At 71.0% G+C, this 22,178-nt stretch carries 19 protein-coding genes, 1 rRNA gene and 1 riboswitch; of the genes, 17 read left to right on the forward strand and 3 right to left on the reverse strand.

Annotated elements, in window-relative coordinates; translation table 11 throughout:
* The 12 genes from rrf to ACFYST_RS36265 form a co-directional block, all read left to right on the forward strand.
* Positions 1–83 (forward strand): 5S ribosomal RNA (gene rrf / locus ACFYST_RS36210); the annotation flags it as partial.
* 101 nt (positions 84–184) lie between these two features.
* Positions 185–796, forward strand: a complete 612-nt coding sequence (locus ACFYST_RS36215; RefSeq protein WP_387643025.1) for a CDP-alcohol phosphatidyltransferase family protein — start codon at positions 185–187, stop codon at positions 794–796.
* 125 nt (positions 797–921) lie between these two features.
* Positions 922–3,417 carry a sugar phosphate nucleotidyltransferase gene (locus ACFYST_RS36220; RefSeq protein ID WP_387643024.1) on the forward strand — a complete coding sequence of 832 codons (2,496 nt, stop codon included), beginning with the start codon at positions 922–924 and terminating at the stop codon, positions 3,415–3,417.
* Positions 3,418–3,612: 195 nt separating this feature from the next.
* The gene (locus ACFYST_RS36225) at positions 3,613–4,599 is read left to right on the forward strand and encodes a DUF881 domain-containing protein (RefSeq protein ID WP_387868708.1); all 987 of its coding nucleotides are present in this window, start codon (positions 3,613–3,615) and stop codon (positions 4,597–4,599) included.
* Positions 4,596–4,928, forward strand: a complete 333-nt coding sequence (locus ACFYST_RS36230; protein WP_043908904.1) for a small basic family protein — start codon at positions 4,596–4,598, stop codon at positions 4,926–4,928. Before ACFYST_RS36225 ends, ACFYST_RS36230 begins: the two co-directional genes overlap by 4 nt.
* A 10-nt stretch (positions 4,929–4,938) precedes the next feature.
* Positions 4,939–5,874 carry a DUF881 domain-containing protein gene (locus ACFYST_RS36235; protein WP_387643022.1) on the forward strand — a complete coding sequence of 312 codons (936 nt, stop codon included), beginning with the start codon at positions 4,939–4,941 and terminating at the stop codon, positions 5,872–5,874.
* A 505-nt stretch (positions 5,875–6,379) separates the two neighbouring features.
* Positions 6,380–6,922 carry an FHA domain-containing protein gene (locus ACFYST_RS36240; RefSeq protein ID WP_387643021.1) on the forward strand — a complete coding sequence of 181 codons (543 nt, stop codon included), beginning with the start codon at positions 6,380–6,382 and terminating at the stop codon, positions 6,920–6,922.
* A 65-nt stretch (positions 6,923–6,987) separates the two neighbouring features.
* A complete protein-coding gene (locus ACFYST_RS36245) occupies positions 6,988–7,728 on the forward strand; it encodes a MerR family transcriptional regulator (RefSeq protein ID WP_387643048.1) in 741 nt (246 codons plus the stop codon).
* A gap of 88 nt (positions 7,729–7,816) precedes the next feature.
* Positions 7,817–8,290: a bifunctional nuclease family protein gene (locus ACFYST_RS36250; protein WP_387643020.1), complete on the forward strand. Its 474-nt coding sequence runs from the start codon at positions 7,817–7,819 to the stop codon at positions 8,288–8,290.
* A 313-nt stretch (positions 8,291–8,603) separates the two neighbouring features.
* Entirely contained in the window at positions 8,604–9,281 is a 678-nt protein-coding gene (locus tag ACFYST_RS36255) for a MerR family transcriptional regulator (RefSeq protein WP_387643019.1), read from the forward strand.
* Positions 9,282–9,335: 54 nt separating this feature from the next.
* The gene (locus ACFYST_RS36260) at positions 9,336–10,055 is read left to right on the forward strand and encodes a vancomycin high temperature exclusion protein (RefSeq protein WP_387868710.1); all 720 of its coding nucleotides are present in this window, start codon (positions 9,336–9,338) and stop codon (positions 10,053–10,055) included.
* A gap of 148 nt (positions 10,056–10,203) precedes the next feature.
* Positions 10,204–11,589: a DNA polymerase IV gene (locus ACFYST_RS36265; protein ID WP_387868712.1), complete on the forward strand. Its 1,386-nt coding sequence runs from the start codon at positions 10,204–10,206 to the stop codon at positions 11,587–11,589.
* 488 nt (positions 11,590–12,077) lie between these two features.
* Here the strand turns inward: ACFYST_RS36265 and ACFYST_RS36270 are convergent, their stop codons facing one another.
* Both ACFYST_RS36270 and ACFYST_RS36275 read right to left on the reverse strand, forming a co-directional pair.
* Positions 12,078–13,553, reverse strand: a complete 1,476-nt coding sequence (locus ACFYST_RS36270; RefSeq protein WP_387868714.1) for an MFS transporter — start codon at positions 13,551–13,553, stop codon at positions 12,078–12,080.
* A gap of 156 nt (positions 13,554–13,709) precedes the next feature.
* Positions 13,710–14,684: a PRC and DUF2382 domain-containing protein gene (locus tag ACFYST_RS36275; RefSeq protein WP_387868717.1), complete on the reverse strand. Its 975-nt coding sequence runs from the start codon at positions 14,682–14,684 to the stop codon at positions 13,710–13,712.
* A gap of 153 nt (positions 14,685–14,837) precedes the next feature.
* A riboswitch (glycine riboswitch) is annotated at positions 14,838–14,944 on the forward strand.
* Between the two features lie 218 nt (positions 14,945–15,162).
* Between ACFYST_RS36275 and gcvP the strand changes: the two genes are divergently transcribed.
* Positions 15,163–18,033, forward strand: coding sequence for an aminomethyl-transferring glycine dehydrogenase (gene gcvP, locus ACFYST_RS36280; protein WP_387643014.1), 2,871 nt, complete (start codon positions 15,163–15,165; stop codon positions 18,031–18,033).
* A 781-nt stretch (positions 18,034–18,814) separates the two neighbouring features.
* On the opposite strand, the gene ACFYST_RS36285 is transcribed toward gcvP, so the two are convergent.
* Positions 18,815–19,189: a DUF1844 domain-containing protein gene (locus tag ACFYST_RS36285; RefSeq protein ID WP_387643013.1), complete on the reverse strand. Its 375-nt coding sequence runs from the start codon at positions 19,187–19,189 to the stop codon at positions 18,815–18,817.
* Between the two features lie 463 nt (positions 19,190–19,652).
* On the opposite strand from ACFYST_RS36285, the gene infC reads away from it, so the two are divergent.
* The 4 genes from infC (at position 19,653) to ACFYST_RS36305 (ending at position 22,160) form a co-directional block, all read left to right on the forward strand.
* The gene (infC, locus tag ACFYST_RS36290; RefSeq protein ID WP_387643047.1) at positions 19,653–20,363 is read left to right on the forward strand and encodes a translation initiation factor IF-3; all 711 of its coding nucleotides are present in this window, start codon (positions 19,653–19,655) and stop codon (positions 20,361–20,363) included.
* 133 nt (positions 20,364–20,496) lie between these two features.
* Positions 20,497–20,691, forward strand: a complete 195-nt coding sequence (gene rpmI / locus ACFYST_RS36295) for a 50S ribosomal protein L35 (protein WP_030268653.1) — start codon at positions 20,497–20,499, stop codon at positions 20,689–20,691.
* Between the two features lie 104 nt (positions 20,692–20,795).
* Entirely contained in the window at positions 20,796–21,182 is a 387-nt protein-coding gene (gene rplT, locus ACFYST_RS36300) for a 50S ribosomal protein L20 (protein ID WP_387643012.1), read from the forward strand.
* A 117-nt stretch (positions 21,183–21,299) separates the two neighbouring features.
* Positions 21,300–22,160: a TrmH family RNA methyltransferase gene (locus tag ACFYST_RS36305; RefSeq protein ID WP_387868719.1), complete on the forward strand. Its 861-nt coding sequence runs from the start codon at positions 21,300–21,302 to the stop codon at positions 22,158–22,160.
* The last annotated feature ends 18 nt before the right edge of the window (positions 22,161–22,178 follow it).

The following is a 22,178-nucleotide window of genomic DNA, read 5'->3' on the forward strand; positions in this document are numbered from 1 at the left end:
ACATTCCGAACCCGGAAGCTAAGCCTCACAGCGCCGATGGTACTGCAGGGGGGACCCTGTGGGAGAGTAGGACGCCGCCGAACAATTCTTCTGGAGAAGCCCCCTGACGGGATGTCAGGGGGCTTTTCTGTTGTAGGGTCAATTCCGCACACTTTGTCGTTGGTACCACAGGAGGCTCCGCACAGTGGAGGTTCAGGAGACGCGCGTCCAGACCGACCGGATCTTTACGATCCCCAATCTGCTGAGCATGGCTCGGCTGGTGGGCGTACCGATCTTCCTCTGGTTGGTGTTGTGGCCGGTCTTCGGGGGGCCGAAGAATGACGGGTGGGCGATCGTCATTCTGATGCTGAGTGGGGTCAGCGATTATCTTGACGGGAAGCTGGCTCGGCGGTGGGGGCAGATCAGCCGGCTGGGGCAGTTGCTGGATCCGGCGGCGGACCGGCTGTACATCGTGTCGACGCTGGTGGGGCTGACGTGGCGGGAGATTCTGCCGTGGTGGCTGACGGCGTTGCTGGTGGCCCGGGAGGCGTTCGTCGGGGTGGTGCTGTTGCGGCTCAACCGGGCGGGCTACGGGCCGTTGAACGTGAGTTTTCTGGGGAAGGCTGCCACGTTCAATCTGATGTACGCGTTTCCGCTTCTGCTGCTGGGTGTCGGTGACGGGTGGGTGCACCAGGTTGCGGAAGCGGTGAGTTGGGCGTTCATCTGGTGGGGGACGACGCTGTACTGGTGGGCCGGCGCGATGTATGCCGTGCAGGCCCGGCAGATCCTGCAGGCGGAGCGTCCGGCTGCTGTTTGAGATCAGCCTGAGACGTTTCACACGGCCTCCACGGTGAGTCGGATCATTTCTTCCGGGTAGACATGCGTCGGACCGGTTTGATGGACCCGCAGGGGTTCACCACCGCGAAGGAGGACGCACCCGTAATGAAAGCCGTTGTGATGGCGGGCGGGGAGGGCACTCGACTCCGCCCGATGACTTCCAGCATGCCCAAGCCACTGTTGCCGGTCGCCAATCGGCCGATCATGGAGCACGTGCTGCGGTTGCTGAAGCGGCACGGGCTCAATGACACCGTGGTGACCGTGCAGTTCCTGGCGTCGCTGGTGAAGAACTACTTCGGCGACGGTGAGGAACTGGGGATGCACCTCACCTATGCCAACGAGGAAACACCGCTGGGGACGGCCGGCAGCGTCAAGAACGCCGAGGACGCGTTGCGGGACGATTCGTTTCTGGTGATCTCCGGTGACGCGCTGACGGATTTTGATCTTTCCGAGCTGATTGCTTTTCACCGGGAGAAGGGCGCACTGGTGACGGTGTGCCTGACCCGGGTGCCGAACCCGTTGGAATTCGGTATCACCATCACGGACGACGAGGGCAGGGTCGAGCGCTTCCTGGAGAAGCCGACCTGGGGACAGGTGTTCTCGGACACCGTGAACACCGGCATCTACGTGATGGAGCCGGAAGTCTTCGACTACGTGGCGGCGGGGGAGTCGGTCGACTGGTCGAGCGATGTGTTCCCGCGGTTGCTCAAGGAGGGCAAGCCGGTGTTCGGCTATGTCGCCGAGGGCTACTGGGAGGACGTGGGTACTCACGAGAGCTACCTGAAGGCACAGGCGGACGTGCTGGAGGGGAAGGTCCAGGTCGAGCTGGACGGGTTCGAGATCTCGCCGGGCGTGTGGGTGGCCGAAGGTGCGGAGGTGGACCCGGAGGCAGTGCTGCGGGGGCCGCTGTACATCGGTGACTACGCCAAGGTCGAGGCCGGCGTGGAGCTGCGTGAGCACACCGTGCTGGGCTCGAACGTGGTCGTGAAGCGCGGTGCGTTCCTGCACAAGGCGGTGGTGCACGACAACGTGTACGTGGGGCCGCAGTCGAATCTGCGCGGGTGCGTGGTCGGGAAGAACACCGACGTGATGCAGGCGGCGCGGATCGACGAGGGGGCGGTGATCGGTGACGAGTGTCTGATCGGCGAGGAGTCGATCATCGCGGGCAACGTCCGGGTCTATCCGTTCAAGACGATCGAGGCCGGCGCGTTCGTCAACACCTCGGTGATCTGGGAGTCCCGCGGCCAGGAGCACCTGTTCGGGGTGCGGGGGGTGTCGGGGATCCTGAACGTGGAGATCACGCCGGAGCTGGCGGTGCGGCTGGCGGGGGCGTACGCGACGACGCTGAAGAAGGGGGCCACCGTCACCATCGCGCGTGATCACTCGCGGGGTGCGCGGGCGTTGAAGCGGGCGATGATCTCGGCGTTGCAGACCAGTGCGATCGACGTCCGGGACTTGGAGAACGTGCCGATGCCGGTGGCCCGGCAGGCGACGGCGCGGGGGAGTGCGGGCGGGATCTTCCTGCGGACCACGCCGGGAGTGCCGGACTCGCTGGACATCCTGTTCTTCGACGAGCGCGGCGCGGACCTGTCGCAGGCCGGGCAGCGGAAGCTGGACCGGGTGTACGCCCGGCAGGAGTTCCGGCGGGCGTTCCCGGGCGAGATCGGCGACCTGCTGCACCCGGCGAGCGTGTTCGACTCGTACGCGACGAACCTGCTGCGGGCGGTCGACACCAGCGGGGTGCGGGAGGCGGGGCTGAAGGTGGTGGTGGATGCCGCGCACGGCAGTGCGGGGCTGGTGCTGCCGAGCATCCTGGGCCGGCTCGGGGTGGAGACGCTGACGGTGGCCGGCGGCTTGGACGAGGCGCGGCCGACCGAGGGCGCGGACGAGCGGCGGGCGGCGCTGGCCAGGCTGGGTGAGCTGGTGGCGTCCTCGCGGGCCGCGTTCGGGGTGCGGTTCGACCCGGTCGGCGAGCGGGTGTCCTTCGTGGACGAGCAGGGCCGGGTGATCGAGGACGACCGGGCGCTGCTGGTGCTGCTGGACCTGGTCGCGGCGGAGCGCCGGGCCGGGCAGGTGGCGCTGCCGGTGACGACGACCCGGATCGCCGAGCAGGTGGCGGCGTACCACGGCACCCAGGTGATCTGGACCACGACCACGCCGGACGACCTGGCGAAGGCCGCGGCGGCGGACGGCACGATCTTCGGTGGTGACGGGCGCGGCGGTTTCGTGGTGCCCGAGTTCTCCGGGGTGCTGGACGGCGCGGCGGCGTTCGTGCGGCTGGTGGGTCTGGTGGCGCGGACGCAGCTGACGCTGAGCCAGATCGATGCGCGGATCCCGCAGGCGCACATCCAGAAGCGGGACATCGCGACGCCGTGGGCGGCGAAGGGCATGGTGATGCGCTCGGTGGTGGAGGCGGCGGGCAACCGCAAGCTGGACACCACGGACGGGGTGCGGGTGGTCGAGGCGGACGGCCGGTGGACGCTGGTGCTGCCGGACCCGGCGGAGGCCGTGACGCACCTGTGGGCGGAGGGCCCGGACGACGAGGCGACGGAGCGGTTGTTGGACGAATGGGCCGCAGTCGTGGACGGTGCCGGGAGGTAATGCGGAGATGTTCTGGTGGGGGCGGGCCTTCGGGTCCGTCCCCTCCGGACGTTTGTCACGATCCTGTGCCGATACCGTCCTGCAGGCCCGGGGGCTGGTCGTGGGCCGCGTCATGGTCGTGAAACGATGTGGCGCATGCCAGCAACGTCGACGCCGAATGACCCGGACGGGCGATTCCGCCGTCCGGACGCATCGATGTCCCTGCTGACCACGGTGATGGACCACTCGCTGGACGACGGGTACGCGGAGGCGGCCCGGGCGCGCGGGGCGGAGGGCCGGTCGCGGCTGCCGGCGACGGCGAAGGGTCGGCTGGTGCTGGCCCTGGGGCTGGCGCTGGCGGCGACGGTGGTGACGGTCGGGGCGGTGAACACGCAGGAGGCGGCGCCGGTCCTGGCGAAGGAGCGGGACGCCCTGGTGAGCCGGGTGAACGACGCCAACAAGGCGGCGGACGCGTTGCAGCGGCAGGTCGAGCAGGACCGCGACAGGGTCGAGGACGCGCAGGCGCAGGCGCTGCAGTCCGGGGACGACGGCGGGCTGGCCCGGCTGGCGGCGCAGGCCGGGACCGGGGAGATCAGCGGTCCGGGCGTGAAGCTGGTGATCGAGGAAGCGTCCGGCAGCGGTGGCGGCGGCAATGTGAGCGATCCGCGGAACGCGGAGGGCTTCGGCAACAAGGGCCGGGTCCAGGACCACGACCTGCAGTACGCGGTGAACGGCCTGTGGCTGGCGGGCGCGGAGGCGGTGTCCGTGAACGGGCAGCGGCTGACCGCGCTGTCGGCGATCCGGGCCGCCGGTGACGCGATCCTGGTGGACAACCGGCCGCTGGTGCCGCCGTACACGCTGCTGGCGATCGGGGACGGGCCGCGGCTGGCGCAGGCGTTCCAGGACAACGAGGGCGGCCACTACCTGAAGGTCATCCAGGACAGCTACGGGATCCGTTCGACGGTGTCCGCGCAGAAGTCGTTGACGCTGCCGGCCGCGCTGGGCGTGACGCTGCGGGTGGCCGGGACGGAGTCGCCGACGCCGTCGCCCGCGCCGTCGCAGTCGTCCGCACCGCATTCGTCGTCGCAGCCGCCGTCGTCGCCGACCGCGAAGCCGAAGTCGCCGTCCTCGTCGGGGCCGTCCAGGTCGGCGGGTTCGACCGTGAAGTCCACTCCCTCCGGAACAGGAGCAGCTACACCGTGATTGCCGTACTGGGACTCGTGATCGGCGTGGTCGTCGGCGTGTTCGTGCAGCCGGAGGTGCCGAACGCGGTGGTGCCGTATCTGCCGATCGCGGTGGTGGCGGCGCTGGACGCGGTGTTCGGCGGCGTGCGGGCGATGCTGGACGGGATCTTCGACGACAAGGTCTTCGTGGTGTCGTTCCTGTCGAACGTGGTGGTGGCGGCGCTGATCGTGTTCCTGGGCGACCAGCTGGGCGTGGGCTCGCAGCTGTCCACCGGCGTGGTGGTGGTGCTGGGCATCCGGATCTTCTCGAACGCGGCGGCGATCCGTCGGCACGTGTTCAGGGCCTAGGGGAGCGGTTGTGAGCGAGGAGAAGGAGCCGAAGGGCCCGGAGCAGCCGGCCGCGGCGGAGGAGCCGAAGGCGGAGCCGAAGAAGCCGGAGGAGCCGGTCGAGAAGCCGGAGTCGGAGGTCGAGGAGGCCCCGGCGGCGGAGCCCGAGGTCGAGGCCGAGCCGGTGGCGGAGGAGCCGGTGGTGGCGCGGCAGGCCGCGCCGGTGCCGGTGGCGTTGCCGTCGGACGGGCGGACCCGGTTGAAGGCGGCGCTGTGGCCGCCGCGGGTGTCGCGCGGCCAGTTCGTGGTGGCGCTGCTGCTGTTCGCGCTGGGGCTGGCGCTGGCGATCCAGGTGCGGTCGACGAACGACCACAGCCAGCTGCGCGGGGCGCGACAGGAGGACCTGGTGCGGATCCTGGACGAACTGGACGGCCGCCAGCAGCGTCTTCAGTTCGAGAAGACGCAGCTGGAGCAGTCCTTGGCGCAGTTGGAGAACTCGTCCAACCAGGCCAAGGAGGCGCAGGAGCAGACCAGGAAGAAGGCCGGCGAGCTGGGCGTGCTGGCGGGGACGGAGAAGGCGACCGGCCCGGGGATCGTGCTGACGATCGATGATCCCCAAGGGCAGGTGAAGGCGGATATGCTGCTGGACACCCTGCAGGAACTCCGAGCGGCGGGGGCGGAGGCGATTCAGATCAACGACGTGCGCGTGGTGGCCGGGACGTATTTCACCGACAACGCGTCGGGCGGCGGTGTGCGGATCGACGGGAAGAACGTGTCGCAGCCGTTTCGTTTCACCGTGGTGGGAAACCCGCAGGATCTGACTCCGGCACTGAACATTCCCGGCGGTGTGGTGCGCAGCTTGGAGAAGCAGCAGGCGCGGGCGACCATCGTCCCGCAGCCGAAGGTGGTGGTGGACGTGTTGGCCACCCCGCGGCCGTTGCAGTACGGCAAGCCGGCGGCGAAGTGACGGGGCGCGCTCCGTACGGTTCGTCAGCTGCGGGTCGCCCCCGGTGGTGGGTGCCCGCAGGGGGTCGGCGACACTTGGTTTTGTCGATCGTCAGTTTCCGGCCGGATGCCGGGCTTACCGCCACACCGAGCCCTGAACCCTGCCCCGCGGGCGGTTCTGTCACACGCAAGGGGATTCGCCCGTGAGTTTTTTCTCGAAGCTTTTCGGCCGTAACAAGCAGGCGGCGGCGGAGGCACCGACCGCCCGGTACCGGCAGGAGGACGGCGGGGTGCCGCCGGCCCGTCCGGCGCCGGACGGGCAGCGTCCGCTGTACCGGGAGGACGTGACCCAGGGGGCCGGCGTGCCGACCGGGCAGATTGACGCGGGCTACGGCGCGTCGGTTGATTCGTCGGGCGGGCCGCGCATAGGTTTCCCGGCAGGACCCTCAACCTCCGGTGGAGGGTTTGCCCCGGACACCTACGCCGGGCACCCCCAGTCGGGTGTGCCGCGCCAGGAGGCTGTGAACATGGCTGGCACCAGCCCGTGCCCGCGGTGCGGGAACCAGAACCCGGCGCAGGCCCGGTTCTGCTCGAACTGCGGTACTCAGCTGCGTGGCGGCGGTTTCCCGGAGGGCGCGGTGGAGACCACGTCGACCATTTCGATCTCCGGCATCGAGTCGTACGACCCGACCGCGACGTCGACGGGCGCCACTCCGGCGCTGTCGGCCGAGGTGATGGCGGCGATCGACGCGCTGCCGCCGGGCTCGGCACTGCTGATCGTGCAGCGCGGCCCGAACTCGGGGAGCCGGTTCCTGCTGGACTCGGACGTGACCACGGCGGGTCGCCACCCGCAGGGGGACATCTTCCTGGACGACGTGACGGTGTCGCGTCGGCACGTGGAGTTCCGCCGGCAGCCCGACGGTGGCTTCTCGGTCGCGGACGTGGGCAGCCTGAACGGCACCTACGTGAACCGGGAGCGGATCGACGAGGTGCTGCTGAACAACGGCGACGAGGTGCAGATCGGTAAGTACCGGCTGGTGTTCTTCGCCAGTCACCACCGGGGGTACTGACCACTTCTCCGTTTGGAGCCCGAGTGACCCCACAGACTCCGACCCCGTCCCTCGGGTCCTCGCCCGTGCCGGCTTCGCGCCGCGCGGGCGAGGCGCGCCGGCGGGGTGACGAACTGCTGTCCATCGGCGCGGTGCTGGCCTTCCTGCGGGACGACTTCCCGGAGGTGACGATCTCGAAGATCCGCTTCCTGGAGGCGGAGGGCCTGGTCGAGCCGCAGCGCACTCCGTCCGGCTACCGGAAGTTCTCGGCGGCGGACGTGGAGCGGCTGGCGTACGTGCTGCGGATGCAGCGCGACCACTACCTGCCGTTGCGGGTGATCCGCGAGCACCTGGACGCGATCGAGCGCGGCGAGCAGCCGCCGGCGCTTCCGGCGGCGGAGGCCCGTCCGGGGCCGCTGGAGGAGGCGGACCGGGAGCTGGCGGGGTCATCGGCGGTGGGCGGGGTGCGGCTGGGCCGGGCCGAGCTGATCGCGGCGGCGGAGGCCCAGGAGCGGGAGCTCGTCGAGTGGGAGTCGTACGGCCTGGTGCAGGCGGGGCCGGACGGCGGGTACGACGGGGAGGCGCTGCAGATCGCGCGGCTGGTGGCGGAGCTGGGCCGGTTCGGCCTGGAGCCTCGGCACCTGCGGGCGATGAAGGCGGCGGCGGACCGCGAGGTTTCGCTGGTGGAGCAGGTGGTGGCGCCGCTGAGGCGGCACCGCAATCCGCAGACCCGGGCGCACGCGGAGGCGACGGCCCGGGAGTTGGCGACGCTGTCGGTGCGGTTGCACGCGGCGATGGTTCAGGCCGGGCTGCGGGCCCGGTCCTGAGCGGGTGGGCGGTGGGCGGCGTCCGGATCACGGTGGTCGCTGCCTGCTGCGCTTTCCTATCGGGGGCTCGCGCCATAGGGTTGCTGGTGTGAATGAGCTCGACGTCGTGGGTGTCCGGGTGGAGATGCCCTCCAACCAGCCGATCGTGCTGCTGCGGGAGGTCGGCGGGGACCGCTACCTGCCGATCTGGATCGGGCCGGGGGAAGCCACCGCGATCGCTTTCGCCCAGCAGGGCATGACTCCGGTGCGGCCGTTGACGCACGACCTGTTCAAGGACGTGCTGGAGGCGCTCGGCCAGCAGCTGACCGAGGTGCGGATCAACGACCTGCGGGACGGGGTGTTCTACGCCGACCTGGTGTTCTCCGGGGGTGCCGAGGTGAGTGCGCGCCCCTCCGACGCGATAGCGCTGGCGCTGCGCACCGGCACGCCGATCTTCGGGACCGAGGAGGTGCTGGCCGAGGCCGGTATCTCGATCCCGGACGAGCAGGAGGACGAGGTCGAGAAGTTCCGGGAGTTCCTGGACCAGGTCTCGCCGGAGGACTTCGGCGGTGGTCCGCAGTAGGCCGTAATTGCGGCGGTTGATGGCGCTCCTCGGTGGCGGTCGGTCACCTGGGGCGGACGCTCTGCTAGCGGGGCGGGCCGTGGGCCGCAACTCGGCTGTGGTAGAAATCCATTTCGCTACCCGCGCATGGGGCACGAATAACCACTCGATGGGGTGAAGTTTGTGCGAGGCCCCGGCGTGGCGATCGTTGACGGTGCTTGGGCGACTGCCTACCGTCAGGTGATGGCCCGCCGGACGGGCCGCCCGCAGCCTGGGCCCGTCGGGTCCGTGCGGGGCCACGGGGGCCTTGAGGCGGAATGGACGGAGGTTGGCGATGAGCGGCACCGGCGACGAGACGCGTTCCGGAGCCCTGTGCGCGGTGCACGTGCCGCGCGCCGGCCGCGGTCCGATCGGGCGGCCCTGGCGGCCCGAACCGGACGGTGAGGAGCTGCCCCGACTCGGCCGGTTCCCGGCTGTCCAGCCCGGGCAGCCCGCGATCGAACGGCTCACCCCCACCTCGGCCCTGGTTGGCTACCGCGGCCCCACGGCCTGCGCCGCCGCCGGCATCACCTACCGCCAGCTCGACTACTGGGCCCGCACCGGGCTGCTGGAGCCCTCGGTGCGCTCCACTTATCCGGCCGGTGCGCAGCGGCTGTACAGCTTCCGGGACATCCTGCTTCTGAAGATCGTCAAGCGGCTGCTGGACGCCGGAGTCTCGCTGCAGAACATCCGGGTCGCCGTCACGCACCTGCAGTCCGCCGATCAGGCCGGCCTGACCGGGCTGACCCTGATGTGCGACGGCGCGACGGTCTACGAGTGCACCTCCCCGCAGCAGGTCGTCGATCTGCTGAACGGCGGCCAGGGCGTGTTCGGCATCGCGGTCGGCGCGGTGTGGCAGGAGCTGGAGGCCACCCTCGGCCGGCTGCACGGCGAGCGCACCGACACCGGCGAGACGCTGGTCGGCCACGACCCGGGGGACGAGCTGGCGCAGCGCCGCAACCGGGCCGTCTGACGATCTCCCCGCGGGAACCGGCCGGGCGGGCGTTTCGTCCACTCCCGTGTGCGAATGATCATGCAGGGGCTCGGGCGGCGCGGGCGGTGGCTGCTGAAGCGGCGGCCGCCCGGGTGGGGCAGTCGGCGTGGGCAGCGGCGCTGGTTCCAGGCGCTGTTGGCGTGCTCGGTGCTGGCGCTGACCCCGAACGCCTGGCTGTTCGTGACGCAGTCCCACAAGATCGGCACCGTGCAGAGCGTGCCGGCCGCGCCGGTGGCCATCGTGTTCGGAGCCGGTCTGATGAACGGCAAGCCCTCCCCGTACCTCGCGCACCGGCTGGACGCCGCGCTGGAGCTGTACCGGGCGAACAAGGTGCAGGCGGTCCTGGTGACCGGCGACAACGGCACCGTCGAGTACGACGAGACCGACGCGATGCGTACCTACTTGATCGAGCGCGGCGTGCCGGAGATCCGGGTGGTCGGCGACTACGCGGGCTTCGACACCTGGGATTCCTGCACCCGCGCGCACCGGATCTTCGGCGTCGACAAGGCGGTGTTGATCAGCCAGACCTTCCATGTGCGGCGGGCGCTGGCGCTGTGCCGGGCCGCCGGGATCGAGTCGTCCGGGGTCGGCGTGGAGGAGTGGCACGACACCACCTGGCACTACGGCGAGGTGCGGGAGATCGGCAGCGCGGCGAAGGCGTTCCTGAACGTGCTGGTGCGGCCCGACCCGACGCTGCTCGGCCGTCACGAGGACGGGGTGGAGCGGGCGCTGGCCGACGCGGCGCGGGGGTGAGGGCTGCCGCGAGGCCCCCTGGGGGCGCGGGGTGGGGGTGAGGGGCTGTCTGCGGGTCCCCCGGTAGGGGGAGTGGGGGTGAGGGCTGTTTGCGGGTCCCCCCGGTAGGGGGAGTGGGGTTTGTCGGTGGTGCGCGGGAAGATGGGGCGTGCGATCGGTGCCGAGCATCATTCACCTCGACATGGACGCCTTCTTCGCGGCGGTGGAGCAGGCGTCGAAGCCGAGCTTGCGCGGAAAGCCCGTCATCGTCGGCGGGCTCGGCGGGCGCGGGGTGGTCTCCACCGCGTCCTACGAGGCGCGGAAGTTCGGTGTGCACTCGGCGATGCCGATGGCGCAGGCGCGCCGGCTGTGCCCGAACGCGGCGTTCCTGACCGGCCGGTTCGAGGCGTACCGGGCCAACAGCGAGATCGTCATGGGCCTGCTGCGGGAACGCTCCCCACTGGTCGAACCGCTCAGCCTGGACGAGGCGTTCGTCGACCTGGAGGCCGGGCCGTACGGGCCGGCGCTGGCCGCCGCGACGCCCGCCGAAGGAGCACAGCTGGTGCTGGCGCTCGCCGAGGACCTGCGGGCGGACATCGTGGAACGCACCGGGCTGACCGCGTCGGTGGGTGCCGCGGCTTCGAAGTTGATGGCGAAGATCGGCTCCGAGCAGGCCAAACCGGACGGGTTGGTGCTGATCGAACCAGGCTCGGAGCGGGCCGTGCTGGCGCCGATGCCGGTGCGGGCGCTGCCCGGCATCGGGCCCGCGACGGAGCAGGCGTTGCGACGGGCCGGGCTTACGAGTGTTGCGGATCTTGCGGAGGCCGGGTTCGAGGAGCTGGTCGGGCTGCTCGGGAAGGCGCACGGCGCGGGCGTGTTCCAGATGGCGCTGGGGTGGGACGAGCGGCCCGTGGTGCCGGATCGGGATGCCAAATCGGTGTCGGTGGAGGACACGTTCGAGGTCGACCTGGCCGATCGGGAGCGCATTCTGCGTGAGGTCGACCAGCTGGCCGCGCGGTGCGTGCGGCGGTTGCGGGCGGCGGGGCGGTCCGGGCGGACGGTGGTGCTGAAGGTACGGCGGTTCGATTTTTCGACGCTGACCCGGTCCGAGACGTTGGGTGGGCCGACGGACGATCCTGCGGTGATCGCGGCGACGGCGCGGCGGCTGGCGCAGCAGGTGGACACCACGGGGGGTGTGCGGTTGCTGGGAGTGGGCGTTGCTCAGCTGGCCGACTACACGCAGGAGGATCTGTTCGCGCAGGCGGAGCGGGAGGCGGAGGAGGGGGAGGGGGAGGGGGAGTTTGGGGAGGAGGAGAGGGAGGGTGTGGTTGAGGCGGCCGGTGAGCCGGTGGCTCGGCGGTGGTGGCCCGGGCAGGACGTGACGCACTCGGAGTTCGGGCCCGGGTGGGTGCAGGGCAGCGGGGTGGGGCGGGTCACGGTGCGGTTCGAGACGCCGTACTCGGGGCCCGGGCGGGTGCGGACGTTTTCGGTGGACGAGGAGGGGTTGATGGCTTCGGGGGCGCTCCCGCTCAGGCCTCCGGCGGTTGAGGGGTAGGCCACGCTGCTGGGGCGCGCTGGGTGGGTGGGGGTTGGGCGCGGGGTGCGAGTTTGGGGGTGGGGGTGGTTGGGCGCGCAGTTCCTCGCGCCCCTGGTTCCGCACCCTTACGCACGGGGCGCCTTGTGGGGTGGGGGATGGAGAGGGGCGCGAGCTTGGGGGTGGATGCCTTCCGTTTCGCGCAGTTCCCCGCGCCCCTGGTTCCGCACCCTTACGCACGGGGCGCCTTGTGGGGTGGGGGATGGAGAGGGGCGCGAGCTTGGGGGTGGATGCCTTCCGCCTCGCGCAGTTCCCCGCGCCCCTGGTTCCGCACCCGCTTGGGGTTCGCACCCGCCTGGTTTCGCACCCGTTTGGGTTCGCACCCGTCTGGGTTCGCACGCCTGGTTTCGCAACCGTCTGGGTCAAATGACGGACACCCCCCGCCGATGCCCGTGGCGGGGGGTGTCCGGAGTGACTCGCGTGTGTCCAGTACGCGAGGGGGGACGCCGTTAGGCGTCGGTCTTGGTGCGGGCCGGCTGGGGGGCGGGCTGCTCGGTGGGGGTGGTGGGGGTCTTGGTGTGGCGGATGGCGAAGGGGACGACGGCGGCGACCAGGCACATGGCGCCGGCGGCCCAGAAGGCGTGCTGGTAGGCGTTCAGGGTGGGGAGGTGGACCGGGATGGGGAGCTTGAGGGTGTCGCCGGTGAGGATCGCGGCCATCACGGCGGTGCCGATGGCGCCGCCGACGGTGCGCAGGACGGCGTTCATGCCGTTGGCGATGCCGGACTGCTCGGCGGGGACGGCGCCGTTGATGTAGGCGGGCATGGCGGCGTAGGCGAGGCCGACGCCGAGGCCGAAGACGGCGGAGGAGAGGTAGATGTCGAACTCGGCGTCGTGACGCAGCGCCAGGTAGGCCATGGCGACGGCGCCGAGCAGGCCGCCGAGGACCAGCGGGAGGCGGGGGCCACGGCGGGCGATGAGCAGGGCGCCGACGGGGGCGGCGACCATGGAGCCGATCGCGGAGGGCAGCAGCATGATGCCGGCGTGCAGGACGGTGGCGGTGAAGCCGTAGTGGGTGAGCTTCTCCGGGGTCTGCGCGAAGTTGCTGATCACCATGAACGAGCCGTACATGCCGAAGCCGATGAGCAGGCCGGAGATGTTGGTGAAGGCGACGGCGGGGCGGGCCATCATCTTCAGGTCGACCAGCGGGTGGGCGACCTTGGACTCGACCAGCAGCCAGAGCAGGGCGACGACCGCGGCGACGGCGAACAGGCCGAGGGTGCGGGTGGAGCCCCAGCCCCACTCGTTGCCGCGGCTGACGGCGATCAGCAGGGCGGAGAGCCAGCCGGCCAGGGTGAGCGCGCCGAGCGGGTCGGCGCCGCCGTTCTTGTCGACGACCGGGTCGCTGGGCACTCGCAGGATCACCAGCGCGACGGCGGCCAGGCCGAAGATCAGGCCCATCCAGAAGATCGACTTGTAGTCCCAGTGCTCCAGCAGCAGGCCGGTGGCGACCAGGCCGAGGCCGGAGCCGACGCCCATCGAGGCGGAGATGGCGGCGACGCCGGCGGTGACCTTCTGCTTGGGCAGTTCGTCACGGACGATGGCGATCGCCAGCGGCAGCACGCCGCCGCCCGCGCCCTGGAGCACCCGGGCGACGACCAGCAGGCCGAAGGAGTGGGTGCACACCGCGAGGCCGGAGCCGAGCACCAGGCCGGCCAGCGAGATCAGCAGCACGGGCTTGCGGCCGCGCAGGTCGCCGAAGCGGCCCAGCAGCGGGGTGAGGACCGCTGCGGAGAGCAGGTTGGCGGTCATCAGCCAGGTGATGTCGGAGCCCGACACCTTCAACTCGGCGGCCAGGCTCGGAAGGATCGGGACGACCGCGGTCTGCACCACGCTGTAGGCCAGCATGGCGAGGATCAGCGCGGGCAGAACCCTGGCGCTTGTGGGCTTGGCGGCCGCGGCGGTGGGCTGTGGTGCCTCACTCACGGGAATCCTCCGGGTTGCTTCAGGCGGCGATAGTGCAGGAACTGAAGCAACGATGTCGGGAGATGCTTCACTATGTCAAATATCGAAAGGTGAAACTTTGGCAAAGTCGAAGCCCCGGTCCGCGGAGGCGGACCGGGGCCGGGAGTTGTCGAATCGTCAGACCGGAGAGGTCGCCGGGGACTGCGGATGAGAGTCCCACGGCTGCCGCTGCGAGGCCTCGCCGTCCGCGCCGGTGTTCGCGCCGTGCACCTCCACCTGCTCGCGGCGCAGCTCCTCGCGGACCACCTGCTCCTCGGTGTACTGCTCGACCACCAGCCGCACCCGCTCCACTGGTACCAGGTACTTGCGGACCACCGGGCGCTCCTCGCGCAGCGTGACCTCCTCCACCGCCTCGGCGATCTCCTGGTCGCTCAGCGCCGCCCGCTCCGCCTCCGACACCGGGATCCGCTCCACCCGCACGCGCTCGCGCACCACTGGCACCCGTCGCACGACCGCCTCGGTGGTCACGTACTTGCGCAGCCGGGTGGTGCCGATGTTGTGCCACTGGGTGGTGATGTCCAGGCGCTCCTCGCGGCAGGTGATCTCCACCGGCTTCTGCCGGTCCCCCTGGTCCCCCCGGTCCGCCCGGTCCGCCCGGGCGGTCGGCGGCTCGGCGGGGCGGGGCGGCGGTTCGGGTGCGGCCTGCGGGGCGGTGAAGCCGGGCGGCGCGGGGTCCGGGCCGTGGACGGGGCCGGGGGAGGCGGCGGCGGCCGGGGCCGGGTCGAAACGGACGGGTTCGTCGGGGCTCGCCGTGTCGAGGCCGTAGTAGCGGTAGAGCTCGAGTTCCTGTTCGGGGGAGAGGTGCTGGCCCACGCCGAAGTCCGGGGACTCCTTGATCAGCGACTTGTCGTACGGGACGTGCAGCTCGTCGCCGGAGAATTCGCTGGTGGTCAGCGGGACGAAGGCGTCCCGGCCGAAGATTCCGGTTCGGACGGCCGCCCACTCGGGTACGCCGGTGGTGTCGTCCAGGTACACCTCGTCGACCGTGCCGATCTTGTCACCGTTCCGGTCGACCGCCTTGTGTCCGATCAGGTCGCGCGGATCGATATCGGTCTGCACGCTGTCCTCCAGCTGCTGCTCCTGAGGGAACATCGGGGGAGCGGTCGGAGGAGCGTGCCGGGCCGCTGTTTCACACCAAAAGGCACGTTCCGGACGGTGTCACTCCGGGTGCCTCCGTCCGGGGCGGATCGTGCGGCCGCAGCGGTGATCGTCCAGGTCGGCGCTGGTACCCTGGGCGGCGACCGCCGAGCCCGCTCGGGAGAGTCCCGGACCCGTTGGAAAGCGGGGATGCGGGACGCCGAAGGAGCAACCCCTCCCCGGAATCTCTCAGGCATCCGTACCGAACGGGATCAGGTCACTCTGGAAAGCAGGGCAGGAACGTCGGCACCGAAGCCGCCGGACGCTGTCCTCGCCGACGGTGCAAGCCGACCGGGAACCACCCCGGGCGCGCGAAGCTCTCAGGTACCGATGACAGAGGGGGAGGCTGACGGGTTCGTACGCCCGGACGCTTCCACAGCGGCCGGCCGGCGTGCGTCCCACCGCCGGTCCGCGACCAGGAGGCTTGACCCCCATGAACGCCCAGCCGACGCTCACCGAGCTTGAGCAGGCCAGCCCCTTCGAGCACCGCCACATCGGCCCCGACAGCGACGCCCAGCAGAAGATGCTGGCCCAGGTCGGCTACACCTCGCTGGACGAACTGTCCGACGCGGCCGTCCCCGACGCCATCCGCAGCCTCACCGCGCTCGGCCTGCCCGCCGGCCGTAGCGAGGCCCAGGTGCTCGCCGAACTGCGCGAGCTCGCCGGCCGCAACCAGGTCCTCACCTCGATGATCGGCCTCGGCTACTACGGCACCTTCACGCCGCCGGTCATCCTGCGCAACGTCCTCGAGAACCCGGCCTGGTACACCGCGTACACCCCGTACCAGCCGGAGATCTCCCAGGGCCGCCTGGAGGCCTTGCTCAACTTCCAGACCATGGTCGCCGACCTGACCGGCCTGGCCACCTCCGGCTCCTCGCTGCTCGACGAGGGCACCGCCGCCGCTGAGGCGATGGCCCTGACGCGGCGCGTCACCAAGGTCAAGGGCGGCGTCTTCCTGGTCGACGCCGACACCCTGCCGCAGACCCTCGCCGTGATCGAGACCCGCGCCGAACCGACCGGCGTCGAGGTCGTCACCGCGGACCTGTCGAACGGCATCCCCGCCGAGATCGCCGAACGCGGCGTCTTCGGCATGCTGATCCAGTACCCCGGCGCGTCCGGCGCGGTGCGGGACATCAAGCCCGTCATCGAGCAGGCCCACCAGCTCGGCGCGGTCGTCGCCGTCGCCGCCGACCTGCTCGCCCTCACCCTGCTGCGCTCGCCCGGCGAGCTCGGCGCCGACATCGCCTGCGGCACCTCGCAGCGCTTCGGCGTCCCGATGGGCTTCGGCGGCCCGCACGCCGGCTACCTCGCCGTGCGCGCCGAGTACGCCCGCAACCTGCCCGGCCGCCTGGTCGGCGTCTCCGTCGACGCCGACGGCAACCGCGCGTACCGGCTGGCCCTGCAGACCCGCGAGCAGCACATCCGCCGCGAGAAGGCCACCTCCAACATCTGCACCGCCCAGGTGCTGCTCGCCGTGATGGCCTCCATGTACGCCGTCTACCACGGCCCCGCCGGCCTCGCCGACATCGCCCGCCGCACCCACCGCTACGCCGCCGCGCTCGCCGCCGGCCTGCGCGCGGGCGGCGTCGAGCTCGCCCACGAGGCGTTCTTCGACACTGTGACCGCTGTTGTTCCGGGGCGTGCGGACGAGGTTGTCGCCGCGGCGCTGGCCGGTGGCGTGAACGTGTTCCGGGTGGACGCGGACCAGGTCTCGGTCTCCTGTGACGAGACGACGACCCGTGAGCACCTGGCGGCCGTGTTCGCCGCGTTCGGTGTGACGGCGGAGGTGGTTGAGGACGCGGACGCGCTGCCCGCCGGGCTGCTGCGTGAGGACGAGTACCTCACCCACCCGGTCTTCCACAGCCACCGCTCCGAGACCGCCATGCTGCGCTACCTGCGCCGCCTGTCGGACCGCGACTACGCGCTCGACCGCGGCATGATCCCGCTGGGCTCCTGCACCATGAAGCTCAACGCGACCACCGAGATGGAGCCGATCACCTGGCCCGAGTTCGGCCAGCTGCACCCGTTCGCGCCGGTCGACCAGGCCGAGGGCTTCCTGACGCTGATCCGCGGGCTGGAGCAGCAGCTGGTCGAGGTCACCGGCTACGACGCCGTGTCGATCCAGCCGAACGCGGGCTCGCAGGGCGAGCTGGCCGGTCTGCTGGCCGTCCGGGCGTACCACCGGGCGAACGGCGACACCCAGCGCGACGTGTGTCTGATCCCGTCCTCGGCGCACGGCACCAACGCGGCCTCGGCGGCGATGGCCGGCATGCGGGTCGTGGTCGTGAAGACCCTGGCCGACGGTGACGTGGACGTCGAAGACCTCAAGGCCAAGATCGAGCAGCACCGCGAGCAGCTGGCCGTGCTGATGGTCACCTACCCGTCCACCCACGGCGTGTTCGAGACCCAGATCACCGACATCTGCGCCCTCGTCCACGAGGCCGGCGGCCAGGTGTACGTCGACGGCGCCAACCTGAACGCGCTGGTCGGCCTCGCCAAGCCCGGCAAGTTCGGCGCGGACGTCTCGCACCTGAACCTGCACAAGACCTTCTGCATCCCGCACGGCGGCGGCGGCCCCGGCGTCGGCCCGGTCGCGGTGCGCGAGCACCTCGCGCCCTACCTGCCCAACCACCCGCTGCAGGCCGAGGCCGGCCCCGCGACCGGCGTCGGACCGATCTCGGCCGCGCCGTGGGGCTCCGCCGCGATCCTGCCGATCTCCTGGTCGTACGTCCGCCTGATGGGCGGCGAGGGCCTCAAGCGCGCCACCCAGGTGGCCGTGCTGAACGCCAACTACATCGCCAAGCGGCTCTCCCCGCACTTCCCCGTGCTCTACACCGGCCCCGGCGGGCTGGTCGCGCACGAGTGCATCATCGACCTGCGTCCGCTCAGCAAGGAGACGGGCGTCAGCGTCGACGACATCGCCAAGCGACTCATCGACTACGGCTTCCACGCGCCGACCATGTCGTTCCCGGTCGCCGGCACGCTGATGATCGAGCCGACGGAGTCCGAGGACCTGCACGAGATCGACCGCTTCTGCGAGGCGATGATCGCTATCCGCGGGGAGATCGAGAAGGTCGGCGCGGGCGAGTGGGCGGCGGACGACAACCCGCTGCGCAACGCGCCGCACACCGCGGCGATGATGGCCGGGGAGTGGGCGCACCCCTACACCCGCGAAGAGGCGGTCTTCCCGGCGGGCGTCAACCCGGCGGACAAGTACTGGCCGGCGGTGCGACGCATCGACGGGGCGTACGGGGACCGGAACCTGGTGTGCTCGTGCCCGCCGCTGGACGAGTACGACGCGTAGTTTGCAGTTGCAGGCGAAGCCGCCCGTCGGGGGAGTTCCCTTGGCGGGCGGCTTTGGCCTTGGGGCCTTCCGCCTCGCGCAGTTCCCCGCGCCCCTGGCGGGGCGGGGGAGAGGGAGGGTGGGAGGGAGGAGAGGGTGCCTTCGGCGGGGGGCGTATAGCGAAGGCCGCTCGTCGGGGGGAGTTCCCTTGGTGGGCGGCTTTGGCCTTGGGACCTTCCGCCTCGCGCAGTTCCCCGCGCCCCTGGTGGGGCGGGGGAGAGGGAGGGTGGGAGGGAGGAGAGGGTGCCTTCGGCGGGGGGCGTATAGCGAAGGCCGCTCGTCGGGGGGAGTTCCCTTGGCGGGCGGCTTTGGCCTTGGGGCCTTCCGCTGCGCGCAGTTCCCCGCGCCCCTGACGGGGCGGGGGACAGGGAGGGTGGGAGGGAGGAGAGGGCGCCTTCGGCGGGGGGCGTATAGCGAAGGCCGCCCGTCGGGGGAGTTCCCTTGGCGGGCGGCTTTGGCCTTGGGGCCTTCCGCTGCGCGCAGTTCCCCGCGCCCCTGACGGGGCGGGGGACAGGGAGGGCAGGAGAGAGGAGAGGGCGCCTTCGGCGGGGGGCGTATAGCGAAGGCCGCCCGTCGGGGGAGTTCCCTTGGCGGGCGGCGTTGGCCTTGGGGCCTTCCGCTGCGCGCAGTTCCCCGCGCCCCTGACGGGGCGCGGGGAAGGGGCGGGAGGGAGAGGGGGTGGGAGGAAGGCGAAGGCGCCTCCGGCAGGGGGTGCGGGAGGCGCCTTCGGGTGGGCCTGGGGTCAGGAGTAGACCGGGCCGGTGAACTTTTCGCCGGGGCCGGAGCCGGGGGCGTCGGGGATGAGGGAGGCTTCGCGGAAGGCGAGCTGGAGGGAGCGGAGGCCGTCGCGGAGGGGGGCGGCGTGGAAGTTGGAGATTTCGGGGGCTCCGGCGGTGACCAGGCCGGCCAGGGCGGTGATCAGCTTGCGGGCCTCGTCGAGGTCCTTGTCGGCCTCGCCGCCCTCGGCCAGGCCGCACTTGACGGCGGCGGCGCTCATCAGGTGGACGGCGACGGTGGTGATCACCTCGACGGCGGGGACCTCGGCGATGTCGCGGGTCAGGTCGTCGAAGCCGAGGGCCTCGTCGGACTCGGGCGAGTGGTCGGGCTGGGTGGTCACGGTGTCACTCCGGGATGCTGGTGCGAAAGCGCAGTACAAAGGGAGGGTACAAGGCGGGCGGAGGCGGACCGGAATACCGGTCGGCCCCGGAACGCTGGTATGCTTCGAGACTGACCGGCCAGGAACCCGATTCGGGAGCCAGGCCAGCAAGTGGAGGCTCCACTTCAGGAGGCCCGAGAGGGCAACCGCGACAGTCTCCCACCCGAGCGGCCGAAGGGCCGACGGGTCCGGTCCGTGGCGAGCGCCGCAAGGAATGCTTGCTGCCAGTGGTGTCCGACAGGGCATCCCGGAACGTGTGGAGCCCCGCCTGTACCGTGCGGGGCTTTTTTCGTGCGTTCGGTGCTTCTGCCAGACGGCAGAGGGGCAGCGAAGCATGAATGAAGCCCCGCCCAGTGGTCGAAAGCCACTACGTGCGACCGCCGTCCGACGGCCGCATCGAAGAAGGTGCAACCGAGGAGGCCCCATCAGCACCGAGCCCCGCATCAACGACCGGATTCGCGTCCCCGAGGTGCGACTCGTCGGTCCCAGCGGCGAGCAGGTCGGCATCGTCCCGCTCGCGAAGGCGCTGGAGCTTGCCCAGGAGTACGACCTGGACCTGGTCGAGGTCGCCGCCACGGCGCGTCCGCCGGTGTGCAAGCTCATGGACTACGGCAAGTTCAAGTACGAGTCGGCCATGAAGGCCCGTGAGGCGCGCAAGAACCAGGCGCACACGGTCATCAAGGAGATGAAGCTCCGGCCGAAGATCGACCCGCACGACTATGACACCAAGAAGGGTCACGTCGTCCGGTTCCTCAAGCAGGGCGACAAGGTCAAGATCACGATCATGTTCCGCGGTCGTGAGCAGTCCCGCCCCGAGCTGGGCTTCCGACTGCTGCAGCGGCTCGCGGAGGACGTCCAGGAGCTCGGCTTCGTGGAGTCCGCGGCCAAGCAGGACGGCCGAAACATGATCATGGTTCTCGGCCCGCACAAGAAGAAGACCGAGGCGATGGCCGAGGCCCGCGCCGCCGCTGACGCCCGCAAGGCGGAGCGGCTCGGTCGCGGCCCGGCCGCGGAGCAGGCGGACGACGAGGTCGACGAGGTGGAGCAGGTCGAGGAGACCGAGACCGCCGAGGTCGAGCCCGCTGCCGAGACCGCCGAGGTCGAGCAGCCCGCCGAGACCGCCCAGGACGCCTGAGCCTTCGGGTTCAGATTCCGGGCGGGATCGGCACCGGTTCCGGGGCGTCCGTCCCGGAGACGAGATCCATCCAGTTCCGGCCCGCACCCCCGGGGTGCGGGCCGCGAACGGACCGACGAGGAGATACGGCGACATGCCGAAGCAGAAGACGCACAGCGGCGCCAGCAAGCGCTTCAAGATCACTGGTTCCGGGAAGGTGCTGCGCGAGCGTGCCGGCCGTCGCCACCTGCTTGAGCACAAGCCCTCGACGCTGACCCGCAAGCTGGCCGGCAACGCCGAGATGGCCCCCGGCGACGCCAAGAAGATCAAGAAGCTTCTCGGCAAGTGATCGCCCGCCCGCGGCCAGGCTGCGGGCACAGCTGATCCTTTCCGACCGAATCGAATAACGGACCGGCGGCACGAACCGGGGGTCCGGAACCAAGGAGTAATGAAGTGGCACGCGTCAAGCGGGCAGTGAACGCCCACAAGAAGCGCCGGGTCATCCTGGAGCGCGCCTCCGGCTACCGTGGCCAGCGCTCGCGCCTTTACCGCAAGGCCAAGGAGCAGGTCACCCACTCGCTCGTTTACAACTTCAACGACCGCAAGAAGCGCAAGGGCGACTTCCGTCAGCTGTGGATCCAGCGCATCAACGCCGCTGCCCGCAACAACGGCATGACCTACAACCGCTTCGTGCAGGGCCTGAAGGCCGCCGGCGTCGAGATCGACCGCAAGATGCTCGCCGAGCTCGCGGTCAACGACACCGTCGCGTTCCGCGCGCTGGTCGAGGTTGCCCAGAAGGCGCTGCCGGAGGACGTCAACGCCCCCAAGGTCGCCGCCTGATCCAGGCCGTGCCCTGATGCTTTCCCGGACCCGCAGGCCGCCCGGCCTGCGGGTCCGTGCGTTGTGCCTCCGGACAGGCCCTTGTCCGCCCGCCCCTCCGTGACGAAGAACGTGAGCATGAGCACCGAGACCCCCCTGCTGACCTCCCTGCGCTCCCCGCGCGTCGTCGCCGCCCGCCGGCTGGCCAAGCGCAACCAGCGGAGCAAGGACCGGCGTTTCCTGGCCGAGGGCCCGCAGGCTGTGCGGGAGGCCGTGGCGTTCGGGCGGCTGCCCGGCGGGGAGCACGCCGTGGTGGAGGTGTACGTGACCCGGGAGGCCGCCGAGCGGCACGCCGAGATCGTGGCCGCCGCGCACGCCGAGGGCCTGCCGGTGCTGACCGCCACCGAGGAAGTGATCGCGGAGATCTGCGACACCGTCACCCCGCAGGGCATCGTCGCGCTGTGCCGGTTCATCGACACCCCGTTCGAGCAGGTGCTGGCGTCCCGGCCGAAGCTGGTCGCCGTGCTCGCGCACGTGCGCGACCCCGGGAACGCGGGCACCGTGCTGCGCACCGCCGACGCGGCGGGTGCGGACGCGGTGGTGCTGACCGACGCGTCGGTGGACCCGTACAACCCGAAGGCGGTGCGGGCGTCCGTGGGCAGCCTGTTCCACCTGCCGTTCGCGACCGGGGTGCCGGTGGAGGAGGCGGTGGCGCGGCTGCGGGAGGCCGGGGTGCGGGTGCTGGCCGCGGACGGGGCCGGGCAGCGCGACCTTGACCAGGAGCTGGACGAGGGCACCCTCGAGGGGCCGTGCGCCTGGGTGTTCGGCAACGAGGCGTGGGGGCTGCCGGAGGAGACCCGGGCGCTGGCGGACGAGGTGGTGCGCGTCCCGATCCACGGGCACGCGGAGAGCTTGAATCTCGCCACGGCCGCCGCCGTGTGCCTGTACGCCTCCGCGCGCGCCCAGCGCTCCCCCGGCGGGTGTCGCGGCACGGCCTGAGCGCGCTAGGGTCGATCC

Origin of the sequence: Kitasatospora sp. NPDC004614 (genome assembly GCF_042873675.1) — a bacterium.
In the GTDB taxonomy this organism is placed as follows: Bacteria; Actinomycetota; Actinomycetes; order Streptomycetales; family Streptomycetaceae; genus Kitasatospora.